17 protein-coding genes are annotated in these 22,105 nt (G+C 62.9%); 6 read left to right on the top strand and 11 right to left on the bottom strand.

From position 1 onward, the window contains the following. The first annotated feature begins 195 nt into the window (after positions 1–195). From BC363_RS07800 to BC363_RS07810, 3 genes are all read left to right on the top strand, one after another. Complete coding sequence (locus BC363_RS07800; protein ID WP_141690252.1) at positions 196–1,905, top strand: iron ABC transporter permease; 1,710 nt, start codon at positions 196–198, stop codon at positions 1,903–1,905. An 18-nt stretch (positions 1,906–1,923) separates the two neighbouring features. Further along, positions 1,924–3,024 (top strand): ABC transporter ATP-binding protein, encoded by a 1,101-nt coding sequence (locus BC363_RS07805; protein WP_065787415.1) that lies wholly within the window; start codon positions 1,924–1,926, stop codon positions 3,022–3,024. Positions 3,025–3,115: 91 nt separating this feature from the next. Then, positions 3,116–3,775: a histidine phosphatase family protein gene (locus tag BC363_RS07810; RefSeq protein ID WP_065787414.1), complete on the top strand. Its 660-nt coding sequence runs from the start codon at positions 3,116–3,118 to the stop codon at positions 3,773–3,775. Between the two features lie 195 nt (positions 3,776–3,970). On the opposite strand, the gene BC363_RS07815 is transcribed toward BC363_RS07810, so the two are convergent. The 6 genes from BC363_RS07815 to BC363_RS07840 all read right to left on the bottom strand — a co-directional run bounded on the left by BC363_RS07815 (position 3,971) and on the right by BC363_RS07840 (position 12,962). Continuing rightward, positions 3,971–5,755, bottom strand: a complete 1,785-nt coding sequence (locus BC363_RS07815; protein WP_065787413.1) for a diguanylate cyclase — start codon at positions 5,753–5,755, stop codon at positions 3,971–3,973. 202 nt (positions 5,756–5,957) lie between these two features. Continuing rightward, positions 5,958–7,961 carry a Fe(3+)-hydroxamate ABC transporter permease FhuB gene (fhuB, locus tag BC363_RS07820; RefSeq protein ID WP_083223780.1) on the bottom strand — a complete coding sequence of 668 codons (2,004 nt, stop codon included), beginning with the start codon at positions 7,959–7,961 and terminating at the stop codon, positions 5,958–5,960. Further along, the gene (locus tag BC363_RS07825; RefSeq protein ID WP_065787493.1) at positions 7,945–8,826 is read right to left on the bottom strand and encodes an ABC transporter substrate-binding protein; all 882 of its coding nucleotides are present in this window, start codon (positions 8,824–8,826) and stop codon (positions 7,945–7,947) included. Before BC363_RS07825 ends, fhuB begins: the two co-directional genes overlap by 17 nt. A gap of 5 nt (positions 8,827–8,831) precedes the next feature. After that, entirely contained in the window at positions 8,832–9,611 is a 780-nt protein-coding gene (locus BC363_RS07830; protein ID WP_065787412.1) for an ATP-binding cassette domain-containing protein, read from the bottom strand. Between the two features lie 89 nt (positions 9,612–9,700). Continuing rightward, positions 9,701–11,899, bottom strand: coding sequence for a TonB-dependent siderophore receptor (locus BC363_RS07835; RefSeq protein WP_065787492.1), 2,199 nt, complete (start codon positions 11,897–11,899; stop codon positions 9,701–9,703). 178 nt (positions 11,900–12,077) lie between these two features. Further along, complete coding sequence (locus tag BC363_RS07840; RefSeq protein WP_065787411.1) at positions 12,078–12,962, bottom strand: AraC family transcriptional regulator; 885 nt, start codon at positions 12,960–12,962, stop codon at positions 12,078–12,080. A 249-nt stretch (positions 12,963–13,211) separates the two neighbouring features. Here BC363_RS07840 and BC363_RS07845 point away from each other — a divergent pair, with 249 nt between their 5' ends. Continuing rightward, a complete protein-coding gene (locus BC363_RS07845) occupies positions 13,212–13,418 on the top strand; it encodes a hypothetical protein (protein WP_065787410.1) in 207 nt (68 codons plus the stop codon). 42 nt (positions 13,419–13,460) lie between these two features. On the opposite strand, the gene bla is transcribed toward BC363_RS07845, so the two are convergent. Further along, complete coding sequence (bla, locus tag BC363_RS07850) at positions 13,461–14,321, bottom strand: subclass B3 metallo-beta-lactamase (protein WP_083223779.1); 861 nt, start codon at positions 14,319–14,321, stop codon at positions 13,461–13,463. Between the two features lie 404 nt (positions 14,322–14,725). Beyond that, entirely contained in the window at positions 14,726–15,643 is a 918-nt protein-coding gene (locus BC363_RS07855; protein ID WP_065787409.1) for a LysR family transcriptional regulator, read from the bottom strand. Positions 15,644–16,092: 449 nt separating this feature from the next. Between BC363_RS07855 and BC363_RS07860 the strand changes: the two genes are divergently transcribed. Next, on the top strand, positions 16,093–18,546 hold the full coding sequence (locus BC363_RS07860; protein WP_065787408.1) for a penicillin-binding protein 1A: 2,454 nt from the start codon (positions 16,093–16,095) through the stop codon (positions 18,544–18,546). Position 18,547: 1 nt separating this feature from the next. After that, positions 18,548–20,287, top strand: a complete 1,740-nt coding sequence (locus BC363_RS07865; RefSeq protein ID WP_083223778.1) for a penicillin-binding protein 2 — start codon at positions 18,548–18,550, stop codon at positions 20,285–20,287. 133 nt (positions 20,288–20,420) lie between these two features. Here BC363_RS07865 and BC363_RS07870 read toward each other — a convergent pair whose 3' ends face one another. From BC363_RS07870 to BC363_RS07880, 3 genes are all read right to left on the bottom strand, one after another. Continuing rightward, positions 20,421–21,023, bottom strand: coding sequence for a nitroreductase family protein (locus BC363_RS07870; RefSeq protein ID WP_065787407.1), 603 nt, complete (start codon positions 21,021–21,023; stop codon positions 20,421–20,423). A 46-nt stretch (positions 21,024–21,069) separates the two neighbouring features. Continuing rightward, positions 21,070–21,273 carry a hypothetical protein gene (locus BC363_RS07875; protein WP_065787406.1) on the bottom strand — a complete coding sequence of 68 codons (204 nt, stop codon included), beginning with the start codon at positions 21,271–21,273 and terminating at the stop codon, positions 21,070–21,072. Between the two features lie 217 nt (positions 21,274–21,490). Beyond that, positions 21,491–22,087 carry a DsbA family protein gene (locus tag BC363_RS07880; protein ID WP_065787405.1) on the bottom strand — a complete coding sequence of 199 codons (597 nt, stop codon included), beginning with the start codon at positions 22,085–22,087 and terminating at the stop codon, positions 21,491–21,493. Positions 22,088–22,105: the final 18 nt, after the last annotated feature.

Here is a 22,105-nt window from a genome sequence, read left to right on the forward strand (position 1 = left end):
CCGGGGCGGGCGGCCATCCCCGAAAACTCATGTCATCGCCAAGCCTGACGCGCCTGCAGGCGAGCTCCCGGAGATCGGAATCGATCCGGAGGCACGCCGTCCAGCAGTCGAAAGCGTTGTTGCGACCCTCGTGATCGAGAGGTACGCGGCTCTGTAAACGCGTCAGGCTTGCCGACCACAATTCGGAGTCTGCCCATGGCGCTCGTTCAATCCATTCCCATAAGACGCGTTTCGGCCAAGCCCGGACAGATCTTTGCGATCTCCCTGATCGCGCTTTTCCTCGCCATCTTTCTGGTCATCCCGGCCGGTACGGTCATCTACACGGCCTTCACCGAGAAGGGCACCGGCGCGCTGACGATCGTCAACTTCGTCGATTTCTTCAACACCGACCTCTTCCGGCGGTCGTTCTTCAACTCCGTCTACGTCTCCGGGATGTCGGTCGTATGGGCGAGCGCCATCGCACTGCCGCTCGCGGTTTTGACCACGCGCTTCGACTTCCGCGGCTCGCTGATCATCCAGACGCTCGGTTTCGTACCGCTGATCATGCCGCCTTTCGTCGGCGCGGTCGCCATGCAGCTGCTGTTCGGCCGCAACGGCACCGTCAACCTCATCCTGAATGACTGGTTCGGCATCCGCATTCCCTTCATGGAAGGGCTGAACGGCGTCATCTTCGTGCAGTCGCTGCACTATTTCCCCTTCATCCTCATCAATCTGTCGACCAGCCTGCGCAACATCGACCGCTCGATGGAAGAAGCTGCCCAGAACCTCGGCTCGTCGGGCTTCCGGCTGTTCCGCCGCATCGTCTTCCCGCTGGCGATGCCTGGCTATCTCGCCGGCGCGTCGCTGGTCTTCGTCAAGGTCTTCGACGACCTGGCAACGCCACTGCTTCTCAACGTCAAGGACATGCTGGCGCCCCAGGCTTACCTGCGCGTCACGTCGGTCGGGCTCACCGATCCGATGGGCTACGTCATCTCGGTCATCCTGATCGCCGTCTCGATCTTCGCCATGTGGCTTTCAGCGGTCGCCATGCGCGGCAAGGACTATTCGACGACGCAGCGTGGTGGCGGCGGTCTTTCCCGCCGCAAGCTCAGCCGCGGCGAAAGCGTCATCGCCTATGGTGTCGTCGGCCTGATCCTGCTGCTCGTGCTGTCGCCGCATATCGGCCTCCTGCTGCTGTCGCTTGCGACGGTGTGGTCCTTCAGCCCGCTTCCCGACGCCTACACCGTCGCCCACTACGGACGGGTGTTCGGCGAAAGCTCGCTCTACATCAAGAACACGCTGATCTATGCCAGCCTTGCGGGCATGATTGACGTCGTCATCGGGGGCGCCATCGCCTATCTCGTGCTGCGCACCAAGGTCGTCGGCCGCCGCTGGCTCGACTGGGCGGCGACCGCCGCTCTGGCAATCCCCGGCGTCGTGCTCGGCATCGGTTATCTCCGCACCTTCTACGGCATCACGCTGCCGGACGGCACACCGCTTGCGACCCTCTGGGTCATGGTCGTGCTGGCACTCGCCATCCGCCGGCTGCCCTACGCCCTCAGGGCCTGCTACGCGGCACTGCAGCAGGTTTCGGAATCGCTGGAAGAGGCGGCTGAAAACCTCGGCGCCACCAAGCAGCGAACGATCCGGCGCATCGTCCTGCCGCTGATGACCGGCGGCCTGCTCGCCGGTTTCGTCACCAGCTTCTCGACGGCCGCCGTCGAGCTGTCGGCAACCCTGATGCTGATCCAGAGCAACTCGGACGCACCGATCGCCTACGGGCTTTACGTCTTCATGCAATCGCCGGCGGGTCGTGGCCCGGGTGCAGCCCTCGGTGTCATCGCCGTGATCATGGTCGCGCTCTGCACCCTGCTCTCGCACTACGTCATCGAGCGCCGCCAGAAGGCGCTTGGCGTGGCGAAATAGAAACTCGGGAGGAACAATATGACTGTCAACATCAACAGCGCCGCGCTATCGGTCGGCCCCGCCAAGGCGATCAGCATCAGCGACGTCAATCTCTACTACGGCGCGCTTCACGTGCTGAAGGATATCAATCTCGAGATCCAGCCGGGCGAATTCTTCGCCTTTCTCGGCCCATCCGGCTGCGGCAAGACCACGCTTCTCAGGCTGATTGCCGGCTTCAACAATGCCCGGCAGGGCAAAGTCGTCATCGGCGGCCAGGATGTGCTCGACATGCCGCCGTGGAAGCGTGACATCGGCATGGTCTTCCAGTCCTATGCGCTCTGGCCGCATATGACTGTTGCCGCCAATGTCGCCTTCGGGCTGGAGGAGCGTCGCCTGCCCCGCGCCGAGGTCGAACGCCGGGTTCAGGCGGCACTCGAACTCGTCGGGTTGAAACATCTCGCCGACCGGCGCCCGTCGCAGCTTTCCGGTGGACAGCAGCAGCGTGTCGCGCTCGCCCGCACCATCGCCATCGAGCCGAAGGTACTGCTGCTCGACGAGCCGCTCTCCAACCTCGACGCCAAGATGCGCGTCGAAGTACGGCGCGAGCTGCGCGAGTTGCAGCAGCGGCTGAAGCTGACGACGATCTTCGTCACCCACGACCAGGAGGAAGCCAACACCGTCTGCGATCGCATCGCCGTCTTCAACGAGGGGCGCATCCAGCAGGTGGGAACGCCGATGGGGCTCTACGAGAAGCCTGCCAACCTGTTCGTCGCCAACTTCCTCGGCACGGCCAATATCCTTGACGGCACCGTCTCCGGTTCCGGTACGCAGCGCACCTTCGAGGTTTCAGGAGCGGGCTCCATACCGATCCCGGCGGGTGCGACGGTACCGGCGGGCGCCAAGCTCGTCTTCCGGCCGCAATATGCGACCCTCGGTGCGCTGGAGCCAGGTGCCGTTGCCTTGACCGGCACCATCGCGCATCGCGAGTTCCTGGGCGCCACCGTGCGCTATGGGGTGCAGGTCGGGACGGCGACGGTACTGATCGACGCGCCGTTCCATTCGGGCAACGCCCTGCTCGAGACCGGCGCGACGACGACGCTCGGCCTCAAGCCGTCCTCGGCGCTCTGGCTTGCCGAGTGAGCAACCGGGCATCCACCGGCCATTCTCCGGTGGGTGCCCTTCCTTCTTCAATTCCGGCCGGTACGCCAGCCCGCAGAATCTCGAGCATGTCATGACCTCTCCTCTGCCCAACATCATCCTCATCCGTCACGGCGAAACCCAATGGAATGTCGCCGGTCGGCTGCAAGGCCGCCGGGATACGCCGCTGACGGCAAACGGCGTCCGCCAGGCGCTCGCCGTCGGGCTGCGGCTGGCGGAAAGAATAGCCGGCGCGACGAAGCTCAAATTCTGGGTCAGCCCGCTCGGGCGCGCTCGCCAGACGGCATCGATCCTTGCCGACACTTGGTCTGTTCCTTTCGAGCAATTCACCCATGACGAGGCGTTGGTGGAAAGGGCCTACGGCTCCTGGGAGGGCCGCTCGCACGATGAAATCGAGCGAGAGCTCGCGCATGAATACCAGGCGCATAACGCCGAGCCATGGGACTACGCCATGCCCGGCGGCGAAAGCCGGACCACGCTCGACGCCCGCCTGCTCGCCTGGCTCGCGACGCTCGACCACGAGAACACGCACGTGGTCGTGACCCACAGCGGCTGTGTACGCGCCCTGCGCGGCATCTATACCAGAGCCTCCCGCGAAGAGATCCTTGCCTATCGCGAACCGCAGACTGCCTCGTTCCTGCTTTCGGCCGGCCACGAAACCATGATCGGCATTCCGCTCAGCATTCTGCGTGCGCTCGGCTGCGAAGGCGAGGGTCGAACCGTCTGGATCTAAACAGTGACGGTCCATTCCAGCTAAAGCGAACCCCGCCGGCAGGCGGGGTTCGTCTTTCAGCAAGGGCGGCAGAAAACCGCCACGGCAATCGCTTTCTGGAGTATTCCGTCCTGAACGGCGTCACAGAAACGCACTATCTCTTTGTTTTTACGCATTTACTCACGGAATCCGCTTCGCACTTTTCCAGTAAATGCTTTAGGTGACGACCAGGCCCGACGAGCACACCGTCATGTTCCGCCCCCGCGCCTTGGCGTCGAGCAAGGCGGCATCGGCCCGCGTCAGAAGCGTTGCCATCGTGCCTTCGCGCGGCGACGACGCAATGCCGATCGACACAGAAACGGAGCCGAGGATGCGGCCGCGGTGGGAAAGCGGCGTCGTGCCGATCTTGTCGCGCAGGCGTTCGGCGAACTCGAAGCCTGCCGCCTCGCTCATTTCAGGCAGAAGCATCGTGAACTCTTCGCCACCGAAACGATAGGTGGTTCCCAGCTCGCCGGCCGCGTCGAGCATGATCTGGGCAACATACTGCATCACCACGTCGCCGGCGTCGTGGCCGAACTCGTCGTTGAAGCGCTTGAAATGATCGATATCGATCATGAGGCAGACGAGCGGCCGGCCCGCCTGTTCCCGCAATTGCTTGTTCAAGGCCTCATCGAGGCAGCGCCGGTTGAGGAGCCCCGTCAGCGCATCGCGGACCGCCAGGTTGGTCAGCTTCTCGCGCAGCTGCAGGTTGGCGACGGCCAGACCGATGTTTTCCGCGATCAGCTCGAGATAAAGCCGTGACGTCTCGACGGCCGGCTGCTCGGGCGAGCGCTCCTCGAAATAAAGCAGCCCGATCGTGTCGCCTTGCGCCGTCAACGGCACGCACAGCCCGGCGACATCGCTCTCGCCCAGATGCTGGCAGGCGATATCGCTCTGCCCACCGTTGCTGACATGCGGCCTGCCTCGGCGCAGCCCCCAGCAGGCACTTGACGGAAAGGTATCGGCCGAATGCTGCGGGTCGAGCCAGGTGCCGACAAGCGTCAGCGACATCCTGTTGTCGTTCAGCACATAGAGGTGGCCGGCAAGGTTGGGGAAGATCTGCGGCGCGAACCGTGCCACGACTTCGGCCAGTTCCTCTTGGATCTGGCACGCCTGCAGCCGGTGCATCATCTGCAGGATCAAGTCCTTGGTCTGCTGGTCCAGCCGCCGCTCGGCATCGAGCCGATCCCGCTCAAGCCCGTTCGTACGAAAGATATGGATCGCCTCGTTCATCTCGCCGATCTCGTCACGACGGCGGTCGAGCGGGACTTCCACCGCGTAATCCTGCTTGGCGAGCCGCGTCACGATGCCCGTCATGCGCACGAGCGGCATGGCGACGCGCCGCTTGAGCACGAAATAAAGGACGCCGAGGAAGAGCGCCGCGGTCATGGCGAGCATGGTCCTGGCGGCGATGCCGAACCAGTCGCTCCGTTCCTTCGCCTGTTCCAGCGCCGCACCGGTTCTGGCCTTGGTCAGTTCGCGGAAGCGGACCACCGTTTCAAGCAACGCGGTCTGGAGACGGTCGTGCTCCGGACCGAAGAGCATCTGTTGCGCGGCCGCCTGATCGCCCTTCTGATAGGCAGCGATCGCCGCCACCTCGATCTTGTCGAGGGCCTCCGCCTCGCGCTCGACCTCCTGGAGCGCCGCGAGTTCGGCCGGTGACGCTCCGAATTCCCGCACGTTTCTGATCGCCGCCTCGTGGGTACGCTCTTCCTCTTCCTTGCCATGGAAGCGTTCGAGGTGGCGCAGATCGCCACGCATCACGTAAAGGCGGGCGGCATCGCTTCGCTCCTCCGCGCCGAGCGCGAGATCCTCGCCAAGCGTATCGAGCACAAGATGCTGCTCGGCCGCCTGCCGCTCCTCGATCGCACTGTTCGTCGACAGGATGAACGCCACACCGGATAGTCCGGTCAGGAGGACCGTGACGCCGTAGGCCCAGTTTGTAATCGCGTTGATTCTCATTGGATGAACACTAGCCGATGCCGATTGCGAGCGGATTAAGCGCTTCGTCTGCTTTTGGCGACAGTTTTTCTTCAGAGACCGGTAGGCGTTAGACCCTAACTCTCCCTGGAAGCCGTTTGCACGCTGGCCAGTGTCTTCGCATCCGGGCAGTCGACGTCATCAAACGCGACGATCCCCGACGGGGATGCCCAGCCCCCGACGGTCATGCGCGTTTCTCCGTACGATTGAGTAGCCAGATGAGGTATGGCCCGCCGACCAGCGAGGCCAAGAGCCCGACGGGCAACTGGTAGGGATAGATGATCAGCCGCGACAGCCAGTCGGCGCCGGCAAGCAGCCCTGCCCCCAGCAGGATGCTCGCGGCCAGATGCTGAAGGACGCGCTGAAAACCGAGCAGCCGGGCGACATGCGGAGCCACCAGTCCGATAAGGCTGAGTGGGCCGACGATGAAGCAGGAGATGGCCGTCAGCAGCGCTGCGAACAGCGCGATCAGCAAACGGCAGCGGCCGAGCGCCAGACCGAGCGCACGACCTGCGTCGTCGCCGAGCGGCAGGATGGCGAGCCAGCGCGCGAAGAACGGCAGCGGCGCGATGAGGGCGATCGCCGAGACGACGGCGATCCAGGCTTCGAAGGCGCCGACGCGATTGGTCGACCCGGAAAGCCAGGTCAAAAGGACGAAGCCGCGCATACCGCCGCTCGATAGCACGACCGTCACCAGCGTCATCGAGAAGGCTCCGATCGCCACACCCGCCAGCAGCAAGCGCTCAGGGCTGAAGCGGCTCTGTGCACTGATGGCGAGCATCATGAGGAAGGCCGCAAAGCCGCCGAGCGCCATGCCCGTGAGCATGATCGGCGGTGCGGCCAATGGCGCAAAGAGCAGCGCGATCGTCAGTCCTGCGCCGGTGCCGGCACTGACACCCAGCACCTCCGGGCTTGCGACCGGGTTTCCCGTCATCTTCTGCATCAGGAAACCGGCGGCGGCCAGCATGGCGCCCGCAGCGCCGGCTGCGACCGTGCGCGGACCGCGAAAGACAAGCAGGTCCTCAAGCAGGTGTCCGGTCGCAACCATCCAGCCACCGGCATCTCGGCCGATGACGAGAGCGCCCAGCACCAAAAGGACGACGCCTGCTGCAAGCAACGCCAACGCCAGATGAGGGCGGCGAAGCGGACGCGTCGGAGCCGCAGCAACGCGCCCAGGCACCCCGAGAGGTCCGCGCAGGCGCGACAACAGGAAAAGCAGAACGGGTCCACCGAGCAAGGCGACGGTAGCGCCGGCCGGTGCGAGATCGGAAAAACCCGGAGACAGAAGTTGCATCGCGCAGTCGGTGACGAGCAATAGTGCGGCACCGGAAAGCGGCGCCGCAACGATCATCTGCTTCATGGAGCGGGCACCCAGCATCCGGGCGATTGCGGGCGCGGCCAGACCAAGGAAACCGATGACGCCGACTTCCGCGGTGACGGACGCCGACAACCAGACGGCCAGGGTCAGCACGCCGAGACGGGCGAAATTGACAGAAAGCCCGAGGCTCGAGGCGCCGGCATCGTCGAGGCCAAGCAAGGTCAGCGGCCGCAGGAACATAGAGGCGATGGCGAGGCCGACAACAAACCGCGGTGCAAGCGATAGCGCCGTGCTCCAGTCCTGTTGCGCAAGCGATCCCGCCCCCCAGATGAAGATCGACATGGCGTATTCGCCCCGCGCCAGGATGATTGCAACCGCAAGCGCCGATGCCATAAGGCCAACCATCATGCCGGACAAGGCAACGGCCACCGGGTCGAGCCCACGTCGCCAGTTGAGGCCGACGACGATGGCAACGGTGGCAATCCCGCCTGAGAAAGCGACCCACTCCCGCGAGACGTCCAGAGCCGCAGGCGCAAGACCGACCACCGCAGTCAGGGCGAGCTCGGAGCCCGACGCTATCCCGAGCGTCGACGCATCGGCAATCGGATTGCGCAGGATACGTTGCAGCAGCACACCGGAAAGGCCGAGCGAAGCACCGACAACGATCGCCACGACGAGGCGCGGCAGCAGGCTGTGCCAGAGGTAGAGCTGGTCGAGCCTGGCGGCAAGCTCGGCGCTGCCCGGCGCCTGCGGACGTGTCAGAAGAACCAGGGCAACCGCGCAGATGCAGACAAGTGCAACGCCGGCGCGCGCCCAGTTTGCCAGGGGCCGACCCGGAAGGACGGCGCGACACCTAACCGTTCCGTGCATTGAGCATTCCTTCGACCAGCAGATTGGCAAAGCGCAACGCGGCGGGAAGTGCGCCATAGGGATTGACCGGGCCGAGCGTCAGCACGCGCCCGCCCGCCACCGCCGGCAGAACATTCCAGAAGGCGCTTTGTTCAAGCCTTCGAAGCGCATCGAGCGGATGCGGCGGAATGAGAATGATCCAGGCGTCCGGGGCGGCGGCCAGGGCCTCGATCCCGACCGGAGCGTTTGCGGAATAGCTGGTGACATCCTTCCACGCATTTTCGAGGCCGAGCCGCGCCAGCACATCGCCGAAGACGCTGTCGGCGCCAAAGGCGCGGAAGTGTCGGGCGTCGCCGAGATTGATCGGCATGACGGCTCTGCCATCGCCGCCTCCGAGCCGATGACGCAACCGTTCCAGCTCGGCCCTTGCCCCATCGACGAAGCGCCTGGCGCTGTCGAGCTTCAACCGTTGGCCGAGCGCGAGGGCGGCGCTTTCCGACAGCGCATAGGGAGATTGCCCTGGGACATAGACCGAGTGGGTCTCGACCGGGGCGATCTGCGACATGCGTTCGTTTGCCCACTGATAGAAATTGGAGTTGACGATGAGATCGGGCGCCGCCAGCCGCAAGGCCTCGAAATTCGGCGTGCCGCGCAGGCCGAGATCGGCGACCCCTGCGGGGATCTCGGGTTTGACGGCAACCTCGCGAAACTGCAAAAGTTCCGTCGCGGCGACGACATTGGCCCCGATCGCCAGCAGGGTTTCCAGAAGCGCCCAGTCGAGCGTCGCCACCCGGACGCCCGTTTGCGCGCGAAGGCTACGCGGCAGCAGGGTGGCCGCGGCACCGAGTGCGAGAAACTCCCGTCGTGCAAGTCCCCTACCGGTCATACGCATCAAAGCAGGTAACTGACGGGGCTGCCGGTCGCCGGATGGGCAAATACGCCCATCTGAACACCGAAGATTGCCTGCAGCACATCGTTCTGCATGATGGCATCCGGCCCGCCGCGATGGGCGATGCGTCCCGCATTCAGAGCGAAGAGTTCGTCGCAGTGGCGCGCGGCGAGATTGATGTCATGAAGCACGATGACGATGGTAAGCTGCCGTTCCCTCGCAAGCGATTGCAGAAGCGATAACATCGACGACTGATGCGCGAGGTCGAGCGCCGACGTCGGCTCGTCCAGCAGCAGGCAACGGGCATCCTGCGCCAGCATCATCGCAATCCAGGCACGTTGCCTCTCGCCCCCGGACATGTTGGCGACCGGGCGGTCGGCAAAATCGCCGAGCTCGGTGCGCGCAATCGCCGCATCGACCAGAGACCGGTCATGCGCAGTGAAACGGCCAAGCGTGCCGTGCCAGGGGAAGCGGCCAAGCGAGATGAGTTCGCGCACCGTCATCCCGTCGGTCGCGGGCGTGAATTGCGGCATATAGGCGATCTTGCGGGCGAAGGCCCGCCCAGGCCAGTCGCCAAATTCCTTGCCCTCCAGCAGGATGCGGCCACTCTCCGCCGTCAGCTGGCGGGCAAGGATCTTAAGCAGCGTGCTCTTTCCCGATCCGTTCGGACCGACCAGTCCATAGATCCTGCCGGCTTCAAGCGAGAGATCGATCCCCGCCAGAATGCGCTTCGAACCAATGGAATGGCGGACATCGGAAAGGGCAAGCAGCGGTGACGACAACGGTTCGTTTCCTGAGGGCTGAGTGCGGATCCGGGCCGACCACGGCCGGTCCCGAACGGTCCATATAAACTATACTGTTTCAGTCAGCATTACCATTTCTTGCTGAGCTTCAAGGTCAGCGTCCGGCTTTCGCCATATCCGCAAACCGATAGCCCCTGGCACCCCTTCACATATTCCTTGTCGAAGAGGTTGGAGACGTTGAGCGATGCCGCCCAATCGTTCTTCTCGTAGCGGATTGCCGCGTCGATCAATGCGGCGGCGGGTACTTTCCGCGTATTGGCTGCGTCGGCCCAGGATTCACCCTGGTATCTGACGCCGGCACCAACGCTCAGTCCCTCAAGCGCGCTCGAGGGCACGGTGTAGTCGAGCCATAGCGACGCCTGCGTTCCCGGCACGATGACCGGCGACTTGCCGATCAGGCTGGCGTCGAGTTCTTCGGTAACCTCAAGATCCGTATAGGAAAACCCACCGATCACCTTCCAGTCATTGCTGATGTTGACCTTGCCCTCGAGCTCGACGCCGGTCGACTGGACCTCGCCAAGCTGCGCGTTGACGAAGAAACCGGGCACGGGGACCGAGACGTTCTGCTTGGTGATCTGGAACACCGACGCAGTGAACAGGCCATCGACGAAGCTCGGCTCGTACTTGACCCCGGCCTCGTACTGATAGCCTTCTTCCGGCTGCAGGGGCGCAAGCTTGGCGGGATTCAACGGATCGCTCGCATCGGTCGTTCGCGTTCCGACAAGAGGGCTGAAGAAGGTCGCGACGCTGACATAGGGCGTCACGCCATTGTCGAACTCATAGGCAAGGCCGGCACGGCCGCTAAGCGCGCCGTCGTTCGAATCGAAGCTCGTTCCGATGGCCGCTTTCGAAACCGTATCGACATAGTCGTAGCGACCGTTGAGGGTGACGAGCCAGCCGCCGCCGAAGCGGATCTGATCCTGGACGTAGAGACCGACCTGCTGCTGCCTGACGACCTGGTCGAGATAGACGAAGTTCGGGTTCTGCGGCACGCCATAGACCGGATCGGTGGCGCTGATCGGCGTTGCGCCGCAGCAGGCCTGAATATGGTCGAGGCGATAGTACTTGTAATCGAGACCGGCGAGGAACGCATGGTTCGCACCGCCGAGGTCGAATTCGTTCTCGGCGCGATTGTCGATCGCAAAGGTGTCGACCTTGGACGTCGCCTCGAAGCCGATCCGATTGAGCAGATAATCCGGTCCGGTCGGCGCACCGCCCACCCAGCCGAAGGTATAGGGCCCAGCCTCGTGCTTGTAGAGGTGGCTGTAGCGGGCGTTCTGCGTCAGGCTCCAGCCGCTTTCAAGCTCATGCTTGGCCTCGTAGCCGATCATCTGCTGGACATAGGTGCCCGTGTCCAGATCCGGTTCGCCGTAAAAGGCATCGCGATCGATCTTGCCGAAGGGCGCATCGACGACCGTGCCGAGATAGGGCAGAAAGCCGTTGCCGACATGCACCTGGTCGAGGCCCTGCAGAACGCCGTAAACCGTCAGGCTCGTCGCATCGTCCGGGGCGTAGGTGATCTGCGGAATGATGACGCCGCGCAGATCGTTCGAGAAGTCGGTGTAGGTGTCCCCGCCCGAAACCTTGCCGGTGACGCGGTACCGGATGGTGCCATCGTCGGTCAGCCTGTCGTTGATGTCGAAGCCGGTGAAGGCATTGCCTTCGCTGTTGATGCCGATCTCGGTGTAGTAGAGCGGTTCATCGAGCGGCCGCTTGCTGATCAGGTTGATGATACCACCGGGGTTGGCGCCGCCGTAGAGCACCGAAGCGGGGCCCTTCAGCACCTCGACCCGCTCAAGCATGAAGGGATCGATCTGGAAACCGCCGAAGCCAAAGCTGAAGAGCGTCAGACCGTCGAGGAACACGCCGGTCTGCGTCGCATCGAAGCCGCGGATATAGAACCAGTCCGTATCCGCATCGGTGCCGAAAGGCTCAGTGGTGACACCGGGCGTGTAGCGCAGGGCCTCGTCGACCTTGTTGACCACGCCGCGATCGTCGAGTTCATCGCGACCGATGACGGAGACGGATTGGGGAATTTCGGTAAGCGGCGTGGCTGACTTCGAGCCCGTCGTCGTGGCCTTGGCGACGTAGCCGTCAACGGGCCCCGTGGCTTCGTCGCGTGCGCCCTGTGCCTGCACTTCGATCTTTTCGAGCTTCGTGGCGCTGCCATCCTGGGCGGCAGCCGCCGTCGACACCAGCAACGCGATACTGGCGACGCCGCTCGCAAGCAGTTCTCTCAAACGCACACTGTCACCATCACGCTGCATCACATCGTCGCCCCTGCTTGCCGGACCCGCCATCCCCACAGCGTTCCGCCCGGCTTTCTGACTGCTGATAAGATGAGCGTTTATATCAACTATTGGGGCGAGGCTTGTTTCGATCCCCGAAAGTTGAACGCTCTTGGGCAAATATGTGCAGGCAACTGTTCAAAGCCGAGGCATTTGCTCAGCCGAGACGGCTTCTTTTCCAAAGCGCCGGCGTTGTTCCGACCGCCTTGCGGAAGACGCGGGTGAAATGTGCCTGGTCCGAGAAGCCGGTTTCGGCAGCGATCGCGGTCAGGGACGCTTCATTCTTCAGGAGCAGATGCTTTGCCCGCTCTATCCGGGCGTTCGTCTGCCATTGATGCGGCGCCACCCCCGTCGATGCCTTGAAGGCGTGGCTGAAATGGGACTGCGAAAGGCCGGCCAGGTTCGCCAGTTCCTCGAGCCGGATGTTGCGAACGCTGTTTTCCTCGATGTACTCCACCGCCCGACGCAGCTGCCAGGACGCGAGCTGGCTGCGCTTGCGGGTGCTTGCGCGGTTGAGCTTCATCAGATCGATGAACAGCGCGAGCGTCAGGCCGTCGCCGTAGAGATCGTGGAGAGGCTCAGGATTGAGGCACTCCGAGGCGATCAGCCGGGCGAGCTGGAGAAACCGCTCATCCAGGAACATCAGCCGCGGCACGTCGCACCGGTCGGCGTCGAGATCCTCCATCAGCCGCCGGCTGAGGATGTCGATGTTGAAGTGCAGATCGAGATGACGGATATATTTGACATCAACCACATCCGCCCAGATCTCCATGCCGGCCGGGATGTAGGATATCGCCTGTTCCCGGTAGTTCTGGACGGTGCCGTTTCCCTGCGAGGAAAGCTTGACGTTGCAGCTGCTCCCGCCCTGCGCATCGAGAACGATGAACATCCGCGGATTATTCGAGACGTAGTAGCCCCCGGCATGCGGGGCGCACTCGACGTCCCACACATCGGCAATGATCCCGTTCCATTCCCGGCGATGCAGCTCGCCCAGGATCTTGAAACCGGCAATCTTGTTCTGCATCCGCGGCTGAAACGTCATTATCGCTTTGCCCGTCTTTGCGACGGCCTGTCTTCCGGATTTTATTCCTTCCTTCAATACTCATCTTTAAACCGCAACGGAAGTCCCCACCGTTGCTTTCGGAAAAGGCGTCACCAAGCGGTCCTGACCGTGAAAAATCGCACCTCAGCGCGATTATTTCTGGGATTCCACACCAAAGGAGCACGCGGACGGTCCCCTGTGCGGCCGATATGGGTATAAGGCTTCACTCGAACAGATCAGGAGCCTGCCATGGAAACCGTCGAAATCGCAGACCGCAGCGAATTTGCCCTTTGGGCAATCCAGCGCGCACAGGAAATCGTCGTGACGGAAGGCGCGTCTTTCGCCATGGCGGCACGCGATATGGACGATGAGGCCCTGACTGCGGCCGCAGCGACACTCGGCAAGGCCATCAGCGACGCCATGCTCGAAGTGTTCGACGGCCTCGTGGCCGACTGAGGAGCCAAGCGCAGGGGGCCACCCCAAGCGCGGCCGTTTCTTTCATTTTCTTGCCTTCTGCCTTGCAAGCTCCTTCGTGAAGGCGATGCTCGACTTTTCGACGATCTGCCCCAGCAGGTCCGGATCGACGAAGGCATCCTTCTCGCCCGCATCCCGCCGTGCGGCCCGGCCGAGAATATCGGCAATATCCGGATGAGCGGGCAGAACCACATCCGCCTTCATGCCTGCCAGCAGATCGAAGCTGGTCTCGAAATCGGCAACGATACCGGGATAGCGCTTGTTGGTGATAAGCTTGTTGCCAGCGACGGTGACGCTGCAGGGGAAGACCACCTTGAGCGCGCGTCCGGCCTCGGTCACCGATGTTGACCAGGTGGTGCAGCCGGGCGTGTGGCCGGGCGTCAGCGTCGCCTTCAGGCTGGCGTCACCGAGCGTCACGACGTCACCGTCGTCAAGCACATGATCGACCTTCACCGCCGGAAACGTTCCGCGCTTATAGGTGGTCTCGCCATCATGCAGGCCGTTTTCCAGCGACCAGCGATCCGCCGCGATTGCATAGAGCTTGGCGCCGCTGTCACGCTTGATTTGGGCCACGCCGGCGACGTGATCGAAATGCGCATGGCTGGTGATGATGATCTTGACATCGGAAAGCTTGAAGCCGAGCGCAGTGATGTTGCTCTCAACAAGGGATGCGGTGCTCGTCAGCGTGCCGTCGAGCAGAATGGCCTGCTTGCCTGATGTGATGAGGTAAGCGGCCAGCCCCTTGGTGCCGACGTAATAGATGTTGCCGACGACGCGAAATGGCTTTGTCGGCTGCGACCACTCGGCATTGTCGGCCATCGCCACACCGGCCAGACATACCGTGGCGACCAGCGTCGCCACAGCGCGCCGCATCAACTTTCTCATTCAAGCCTCCGCATCTCGAACCTCGGATGCACCTTGCCTAAGTAGCCGCGACACGGTCGGCAAACGACGATAATTTGCAGCAGACATTAGAATAATTTGCATTTCGAACGGCAAGGCAACCAGCCGTCAGCCGGGGCCTGCCGCTCGACGTGACGGGAGCGAGAAAATCTCGAGCACGCAATGCTCCTGCAACCCTTGCGCACGAGGGTCGTTCTCATCTCGATCAGCAGAAGAGGAACGATGGTGAAAGAAACCGGCTTCACGGCGCCTGCGGCACGCAGCCGCCGGAATGGATCGTCAGCTACGGCGAATAGCTCCGAACTGACTGTGTCGACTTGGCCGCCGCCCATCGAGCCAGCCCAGACATCCGCAAACGATGCCGCCCCTCGCCCACGCAGTGCAGCCTATGCCGAGTTGCTCGCCTCCGGCTCATGCAATTGAGCAGAGCGGTCTTCCTTCGCTGCCATCAGCCAGTCGTGGAAGGCTGACATCGCCAGCGTCGGCGCGCGCGACTTCAGCCGCGTCAGCCAGTAGCTCCCCATCGAGGTATAGACATCGAAGGGTTGGCGCACCGTTCCGTTCGAAAGCAGCCGGGAAAACATCAGCGGCGGCGCAAGAGCCACGCCAATGCCCTGGGCTGCCGCTTCCATCATGGCGAGCGACGAATCGAAGACGACACCTTTAAGAAGCGGCGCCGGATAGGTGATGCCGGCAGCGGCGAACCAGTTCACCCATTCGTCCGCCCGATAGGACCTGAGCAGCGTCTGACTGAGAAGGTCGGCGGGGCGACGCAGCGTATCGGCGATATCAGGAACGCACAGAACCGAAAGCGGCGCCTCGAACAGCCGCGTCGCCTCGATGTTGTGCCACGAGCCGCTGCCGAAGCGAATGGCGTAATCGAGCCCTTCGGCGGCCATGTCGACACGATTGTTGTTCGTCGACAGCCGGACATCGATGAAAGGGTATTTCTCCTGAAAGTCCGCAAGGCGGGGCAACAGCCAGCCGACGGCAAAGGTGCCGACGGCGCCGATCATCAGGACCTCCCGGAGATGGCCGCCCTCGAACCGTTCGAGCATATCGGCCATGCGATCGAAGGAATCCTGCAGCACCGGCAGCAATGCCTCGCCCTCGGCGGTGATCATCAGGCCGCGCGGCAGGCGCTTGAACAGCGTTACGTTCAGACGGCTCTCCAACAACTTCACCTGGTGGCTGACGGCAGCCTGCGTCACGCAAAGCTCGATCGCCGCGCGGGTGAAGCTCAGATGTCGTGCGGATGCCTCGAATGCCCGAAGCGCATTGAGAGGAAGATACGGCCTGACCATGAATGCCCTAATTCAGCTAATGGGTCCTGCAAATAAACGTGGTTTGCCGCTATGGCACAACCCCTTTACGGTGAACTCACGTCGGTACCCTGTTTCGTCGGGGCGAGGCCGTAAACGCATCGAGGATCAGGCCCCTCAAACACACGTCCCTGTGGAGGATCCAACCATGTGTCGTCTCGACTGAACGCCCTTTGGCACGCGCCCCACAAAATTCGCAACCGTCACATCTGCGATCACCGCAGCCGCGAGCCACGGCCGCATTTCACCGCCTTTGATGGCGAAACGGAGGCGACAGATTACCCCTAGCTGCATGGGCGAAACATCAGGCACCTGAGCCTGGTCCGCCATTGCGCACTGCCATCACGCAACAGACCCACGCGCGCCAGCCGCTCCCTCGGATCGGATAGCGAAGCCATGTCTTCGAACCTCGAAAGTCCCCGACATCCATCATGAAGCCCATCGCAAACCTGCTCGCGACCCTGATCAACCTGGCAACGCTTCTCGGCATCGCACTGGCATTCTGTGCCGCGGCCCTGACACGAGACCTGCCGGATCATCGGGCGCTGGCGAACTGGGAGCCGGCGGTCACCACCCGGCTTTACGCCGGCGACGGCGCCATGATCGCGCAATATGCGCGCGAACGCCGACTGTTCCTGCCGATCGGCGCCATGCCGGTCCGGGTCAAGCAGGCATTCCTTTCGGCCGAGGACAAGAACTTCTACCTTCATCCCGGCATCGACCTCACAAGCCTGGCCACCGCGCTCTGGTCGAACGTCGCCAACTACGGCTCGGGGCGGCGGATGATCGGTGGATCGACGATCACGCAGCAGATCGCCAAGAACTTCCTTTTGTCCTCCGACCGCACGGTGGAGCGCAAGCTGCGCGAGGCGGTCCTTTCGATCCGCATCGACCAGGCCTATTCCAAGGGCCGTATCCTCGAGCTCTATCTCAACGACATCTATCTGGGTCTTGGCGCCTATGGCGTCGCACAGGCGGCGCTGACCTATTTCGACAAGCCGGTCGATCAGCTGACGGTGGCCGAAGCGGCGTACCTCGCCGCTCTGCCGAAGGCTCCGAACAATTATGACCCCTACCGGCATCCGGGCCGGGCCGTCGCCCGGCGCGACTGGGTCATCGAACAGATGCGCCGCAACGGCGTCATCGATGCTGAAGTTGCGGCAGCAGCGACCGCCTCGCCGCTTGGCATCAAACCGAAACCACAGGAGACATCGGCGGACAAGGCGGACTACTTCACCGAGGAAGTGCGCCGCCAACTGGGCACCCACTATGGCGAAGCCGCCCTTTACACTGCCGGGCTTTCGGTGCGCACGACGCTCGATCCGCGGTTGCAACAGGCGGCCATGCAGGCGTTGCGAAAGGGCCTCGTCGCCTACGATCAAGCGAATGGATATAGAGGCCCGCTCACCCGCCTGCCCTCCCTTGGCGGATGGCGGCAAGCGCTCGCCAAGCGTCAGCCGCTCGTGGACGTGCCGGAATGGCAGCTCGCCGTCGTCCTCTCGGCAAGCAAGGACAGTGCCGAACTTGGCCTCAGGCCAGCAGGGACAGACGCGTCGACAGCGCCCGCGCAGACGGTCACGATCGACCGCAACGGCTCAGCCTGGGCTTTGTGCCGGCTCACCGACGGCAAGCGCCGTTGCGGCTCATCCCTCGACGGCATGCTGTCGCCGGGCGACGTCGTCTATGTCGAGAAGCTGGAGAACGGCTATGTCCTGCGCCAGCCGCCCCAGGTGCAGGGGGCACTGGTCTCGATGGAGCCGAACACCGGGCGGGTGCTTGCGGTCGCTGGCGGCTTTTCCTACGCGCAATCCGAATTCAATCGCGCGACCCAGGCCTACCGCCAGCCCGGCTCGTCGTTCAAACCGTTCGTCTACGCCGCCGCACTCGATACCGGCTATGCGCCGACCACGCTTGTCGTGGACGCGCCGATCGCCATCCCTGATGGTACCGGCAAGACCTGGCGGCCGAAAAACTACGATGGGCGCTTCAGCGGCCCTTCAACCTTGCGCACGGGGCTGGAAAACAGCCGCAACCTGATGACCGTGCGCCTTGCCCGCCATCTCGGCATGGATCTTGTCGCCGACTACGGCAAGCGCTTCGGCATCTACGACGAGCTTCGCACCTATCTGCCGATGGCGCTCGGCGCCGGCGAAACGACCCTGCTGCGGCTCGTTTCCGCCTATGCCGTCATCGCCAACGGTGGCAAGGCCATCACCCCGTCGGTGATCGACCGCATCCAGGATCGATATGGCCGGACGTTCTACCGGCAGGACAGCCGTCAGTGCGCCGACTGCAACGCGCTTGCCTGGGACAACCAGCAAGAACCGGTGCTTGTCGACAACCGCGACTACGTGCTCGATCCGATGACCGCCTACCAGATCACTTCGATGATGCGCGGCGTGGTGGAACGAGGCACCGCCAGAAATGTCGCCACCCTCGGCGTCCCCATCGCCGGCAAGACCGGAACGACCAACGACGAGAAGGACGTCTGGTTCGTGGGCTTCACCCCCAACGTCGTCACCGGCGTTTTCCTCGGCTACGACACGCCGAAGCCGATGGGGTACGGCGAAACCGGCGGCGGGTTGGCCGCTCCGATCTTCATCGACTTCATGAAGGTCGCGCTTCAGGGAAAACCGGCAGCCGAGTTTCACCCGCCGCCCGGCATGACCTTCCAGGCGGTCGACCGCAGGACGGGACGGCCGGCTGAGGACGGCGCGCCCGGCGCCATCGTCGAGGCCTTCAAGCCTGGGACCGGCCCGTGCGAGGGCAGCTGCACCGTCATCGACGATAACGAAATGGCCGAGTTGCCCTCCGATGATGCCGACAAGGGCCTCTCTCCTGAGTTGCGGCAGAAACTGCTCAGCAATACCGGCGGGCTTTACTGATATGGTTCAACGCGTTTCATCGCGCGCGGATCGCCGCAAGCGCATCCTCTTTCTGATCGCCGTGTTTATCGTCGTATTCCTGACGATGCTCGCGCGATTGATCCAGCTGGGCACCGCCGAAATCGAGACCACCGGCTATGTGCCGAAGCGCCCGACGGTCGGCCGCCCTTCGATCCTGGATCGGAACGGCAATCTGCTGGCGATCGACGTGTCCAGCTCCGGCGTCTATGCCGAGCCCCGCTTCATCGTCGACGTCGACGAAGCGGTGGAAAAGCTGACGGCCATCTTCCCGGATCTCGACGCCCGCGAATTGCACCAGCGCCTGAAGAGCAAGGCGCCCTTCGCCTGGATCAAGCGCCAGGTGACACCGGCTGAGGAACAGGCGCTCTGGGATGCCGGCATTCCTGCAGTCGGGTTCCAGAGGGAAAAGCGACGTGTCTACCCCAACGGTTCGCTCGCCGCCCACGTGCTCGGCACCGTCGATATCGACAATATCGGTATTGCCGGAATTGAAAAATGGATCGAGACCCAGGGCCTCGACGTGCTGCGCCAGACGGGAATGGATCTCTCCCACCAGAACCTGCAGCCTGTCACCCTGACGCTCGATATCCGGATCCAGCACGCGCTGCAGATCGAGCTTGCCAAGGCGATCGAAAAATTCGGGGCAAAGGCCGGAGCTGGGCTCGTGCTCGATATCACCAACGGCGAAGTGCTCGCCCTTGCCTCCGCTCCGGATTTCGACCCCAACACCCCCGCCGATGCCCTCAAGCCCGATCGCATCAACCGCATTGCCGCCGCCACCTTCGAGATGGGTTCCACCTTCAAGGCCCTGACAACGGCGATGGCGCTCGATTCCGGACAGTTCACCGTCCGCTCCGTCATCGATGCCAGCAAGCCGCTGGCCTTCGGCCGGTTTCGCATCCGCGACTATCGCGGCAAATACCGGCCGTTCAGCCTGCCGGAAGCCTTCATCTATTCCTCCAACATCTCGATGGCGAAGATGGCAATCGCGCTCGGTCCAGAAAATTTCCGCGCCTTTCTCTCCCGTTTCGGCCAGATGTCGCGGCTGACGACCGAACTGCCGGAAAGCGCCCATCCGCAACTGCCGCGCTCCTGGCACGAGATCGACACGGCAACCGCATCCTACGGCCACGGCATTGCAGTGACGCCGTTGCAGGCGAGCATTGCCGTTGCCGCGCTCGTCAACGGCGGGCGCCTGATCAGGCCGACTTTCATCAAGGGTTCAGCGATCGAGGACCGGGTGCTTGCCACAGATCTCGTCAAGCCGGAAACCGGTGAAGCCATGCGCTTTCTGCTCCGCCTCAATGCCAGGACCGGATCGGCACGACGGGCCGAGGTCAAAGGCTATTTCATTGGCGGCAAGACCGGCACAGCCGAAAAGGTGGTCGGTGGGCGCTATGCCAAGGATCTCAATCTCACATCCTTCATGGGCGTCGTGCCGGCCGACAATCCGCGCTATCTGCTCCTGACCATTCTGGACGAACCCAAGGGATTGCCGGAAACCTATGGCTTTCGCACCTCCGGCTGGAATGCCGCTCCGCTCGGCGGCGCGGTGTTCGAGCGCATCCTGCCGATGATGAACCTGATGCCGACCTTCGACCTGCTCGACGTCACCTTTCCGTCGATTGTCGCGCAACGGGCCTATGGTTCTGAGCTGTTTTCCGGCGTGAACCTGCGCGATGCCCCCAGCCATGATGCCGCTGTCGAGGAGCCGCTTTGAGATTACAGCGCCGCGCGTCAAATCTGACGCGCAAAGGACGCTGTAACACTTTAAACTTACTGCAATCGCGACCTGCCGAATGCATTCGCCGAGGACAAGGTTAGCCCTCGGCGTGGTCACTGGTGTCGGCGTGTTAAGACCGCTCGAAGTGGCCTTCGGACGAGATCTCCGAAAGGGATTTCCGTGGGCTCGGCACTTCGCGCTCCCGCAGCCCCTCGGGCAGTTGCGCCTTGTCGCCGATCCTGCCAATCGCGACGGCGGCTTCAACGCGATAATCGGACGGGACGCCAAGGTCGGTCCGCGCCCTGTCGTAGTCGAGGCCGGCCATGCCGTGCGCCTGCCAGCCTGAATAGGCAGCCTGCAGCGCCAGCGCACCCCAGGCGGCGCCGGTATCGAACGAGTGCGTGTAGGACGGCACTTCCTCGCTGGCGCCCGGTGGCAGCAGCGATGTTTTCGACAACACGAAGATCAGCGCCGAAGCGTCCTTCGCCCAGCTTTGGTTGAACGTGTTGAGGATGCCGAACAGCTTGTCCCAATGCTCGCTGCCCCTGCGGGCATAGATGAAATGCCAGGGTTGGGCGTTATAGGCCGAGGGCGCCCAGCGCGCCGCCTCCAGAATTCCGAACAATTCGGCTTCGGAAATATCCGCTCCAGCATAGGCGCGTGGTGACCAACGCTCGAGGAACAGCGGGTTGATCGAGTGGCCGGCGATACGCGAATTGATTTCGATGGTCATGGTTTTCCTATGTCGTGGTTGATCCGGCTTTGGGTCGCCGTCGATATCACCAGTTTTCGTAGCGCTCGCGGCGCTGTTTGAGGTTGGTGATCTCATCCGAAAGTTCGGCTATGCGGTCGCGAAGCTCGTTGGTCGTTCCGTCTTCGAAATCGTCTATTCCGAAACAATCCCGGGCTTCGTAGAGCTCGAGCTTGCCTTGTAGAACATCCCGGATCGCACTCAGACGTTCATATTGTCGCAGGACACTCATGGCACACCTCGTCAAGAAACGACGTTAATTAGAAATGCATGAACCACGGGAAAGGTTTCATTCGTTTGCTCGAGATCAAGCACCATGAAGTTATCGAGTTAAATAGTGGATTGAAGAAACCTCGCCCCAAAGATCGTATCGATCTTGGAAAAGTGATCCGGTGCGAGCGCCCCCGGTAGCCAGAGATCCACCCAGAGCCGCTCCGGCGCAGCCATCCCTAAAGCGTTTCTCCGTCGAGATGCCGCTCCAGAAACGGCAGGTTGTCCTGACCCCAATAGATCTCGCCGTCATAACCGAAAGTTGGGAAGCCGAAGACGCCGCTCTTGACCGCATGCTCCCGATCGGCGACCCATTTCTCGGCGACGTCGGTCGCATTTTCCCGCGCCAGCAGTGCGCCACCATCAAGGCCCGCACGGGTCGCCACGTCCTGGCGCACCTCTGACTTGCCGATATCCTCGGCCCCAACCCAAAAGGCTTCCTGCAAAGCAAGCGTCAAGGCGAGCCAATCCTTGCCGTCGAGATAGGCGGCAATCACCATCCGCGACGCAGGCAACGGATCGGCGAGCGGCGGGCGGCCGTCGAGAAGAAGGTTCTTGCCCCGGGCACGGCTCCAGCGCTTCAGGTCGCGCGTCCCGTATGCCCGCCGCACGTCCGGACGGTTGCGCGAAAAGATGCCGCCGTTCTCTTCGACCACCGTCGCCAGATAGGGTTTGATCTCGGCGTCGTGCTGGCGCGCAAGCGCGACAAAGGCTTCAAGTCCGATGAACGACCAGGGTGAGCCGATCGAGAAGAAATAGTCGATTCTTTTTGTCACTGCAGGAATTGCCTTATC

This window comes from Ensifer sp. LC384, assembly GCF_001695865.1.
In the GTDB taxonomy this organism is placed as follows: Bacteria; Pseudomonadota; Alphaproteobacteria; order Rhizobiales; family Rhizobiaceae; genus Ensifer.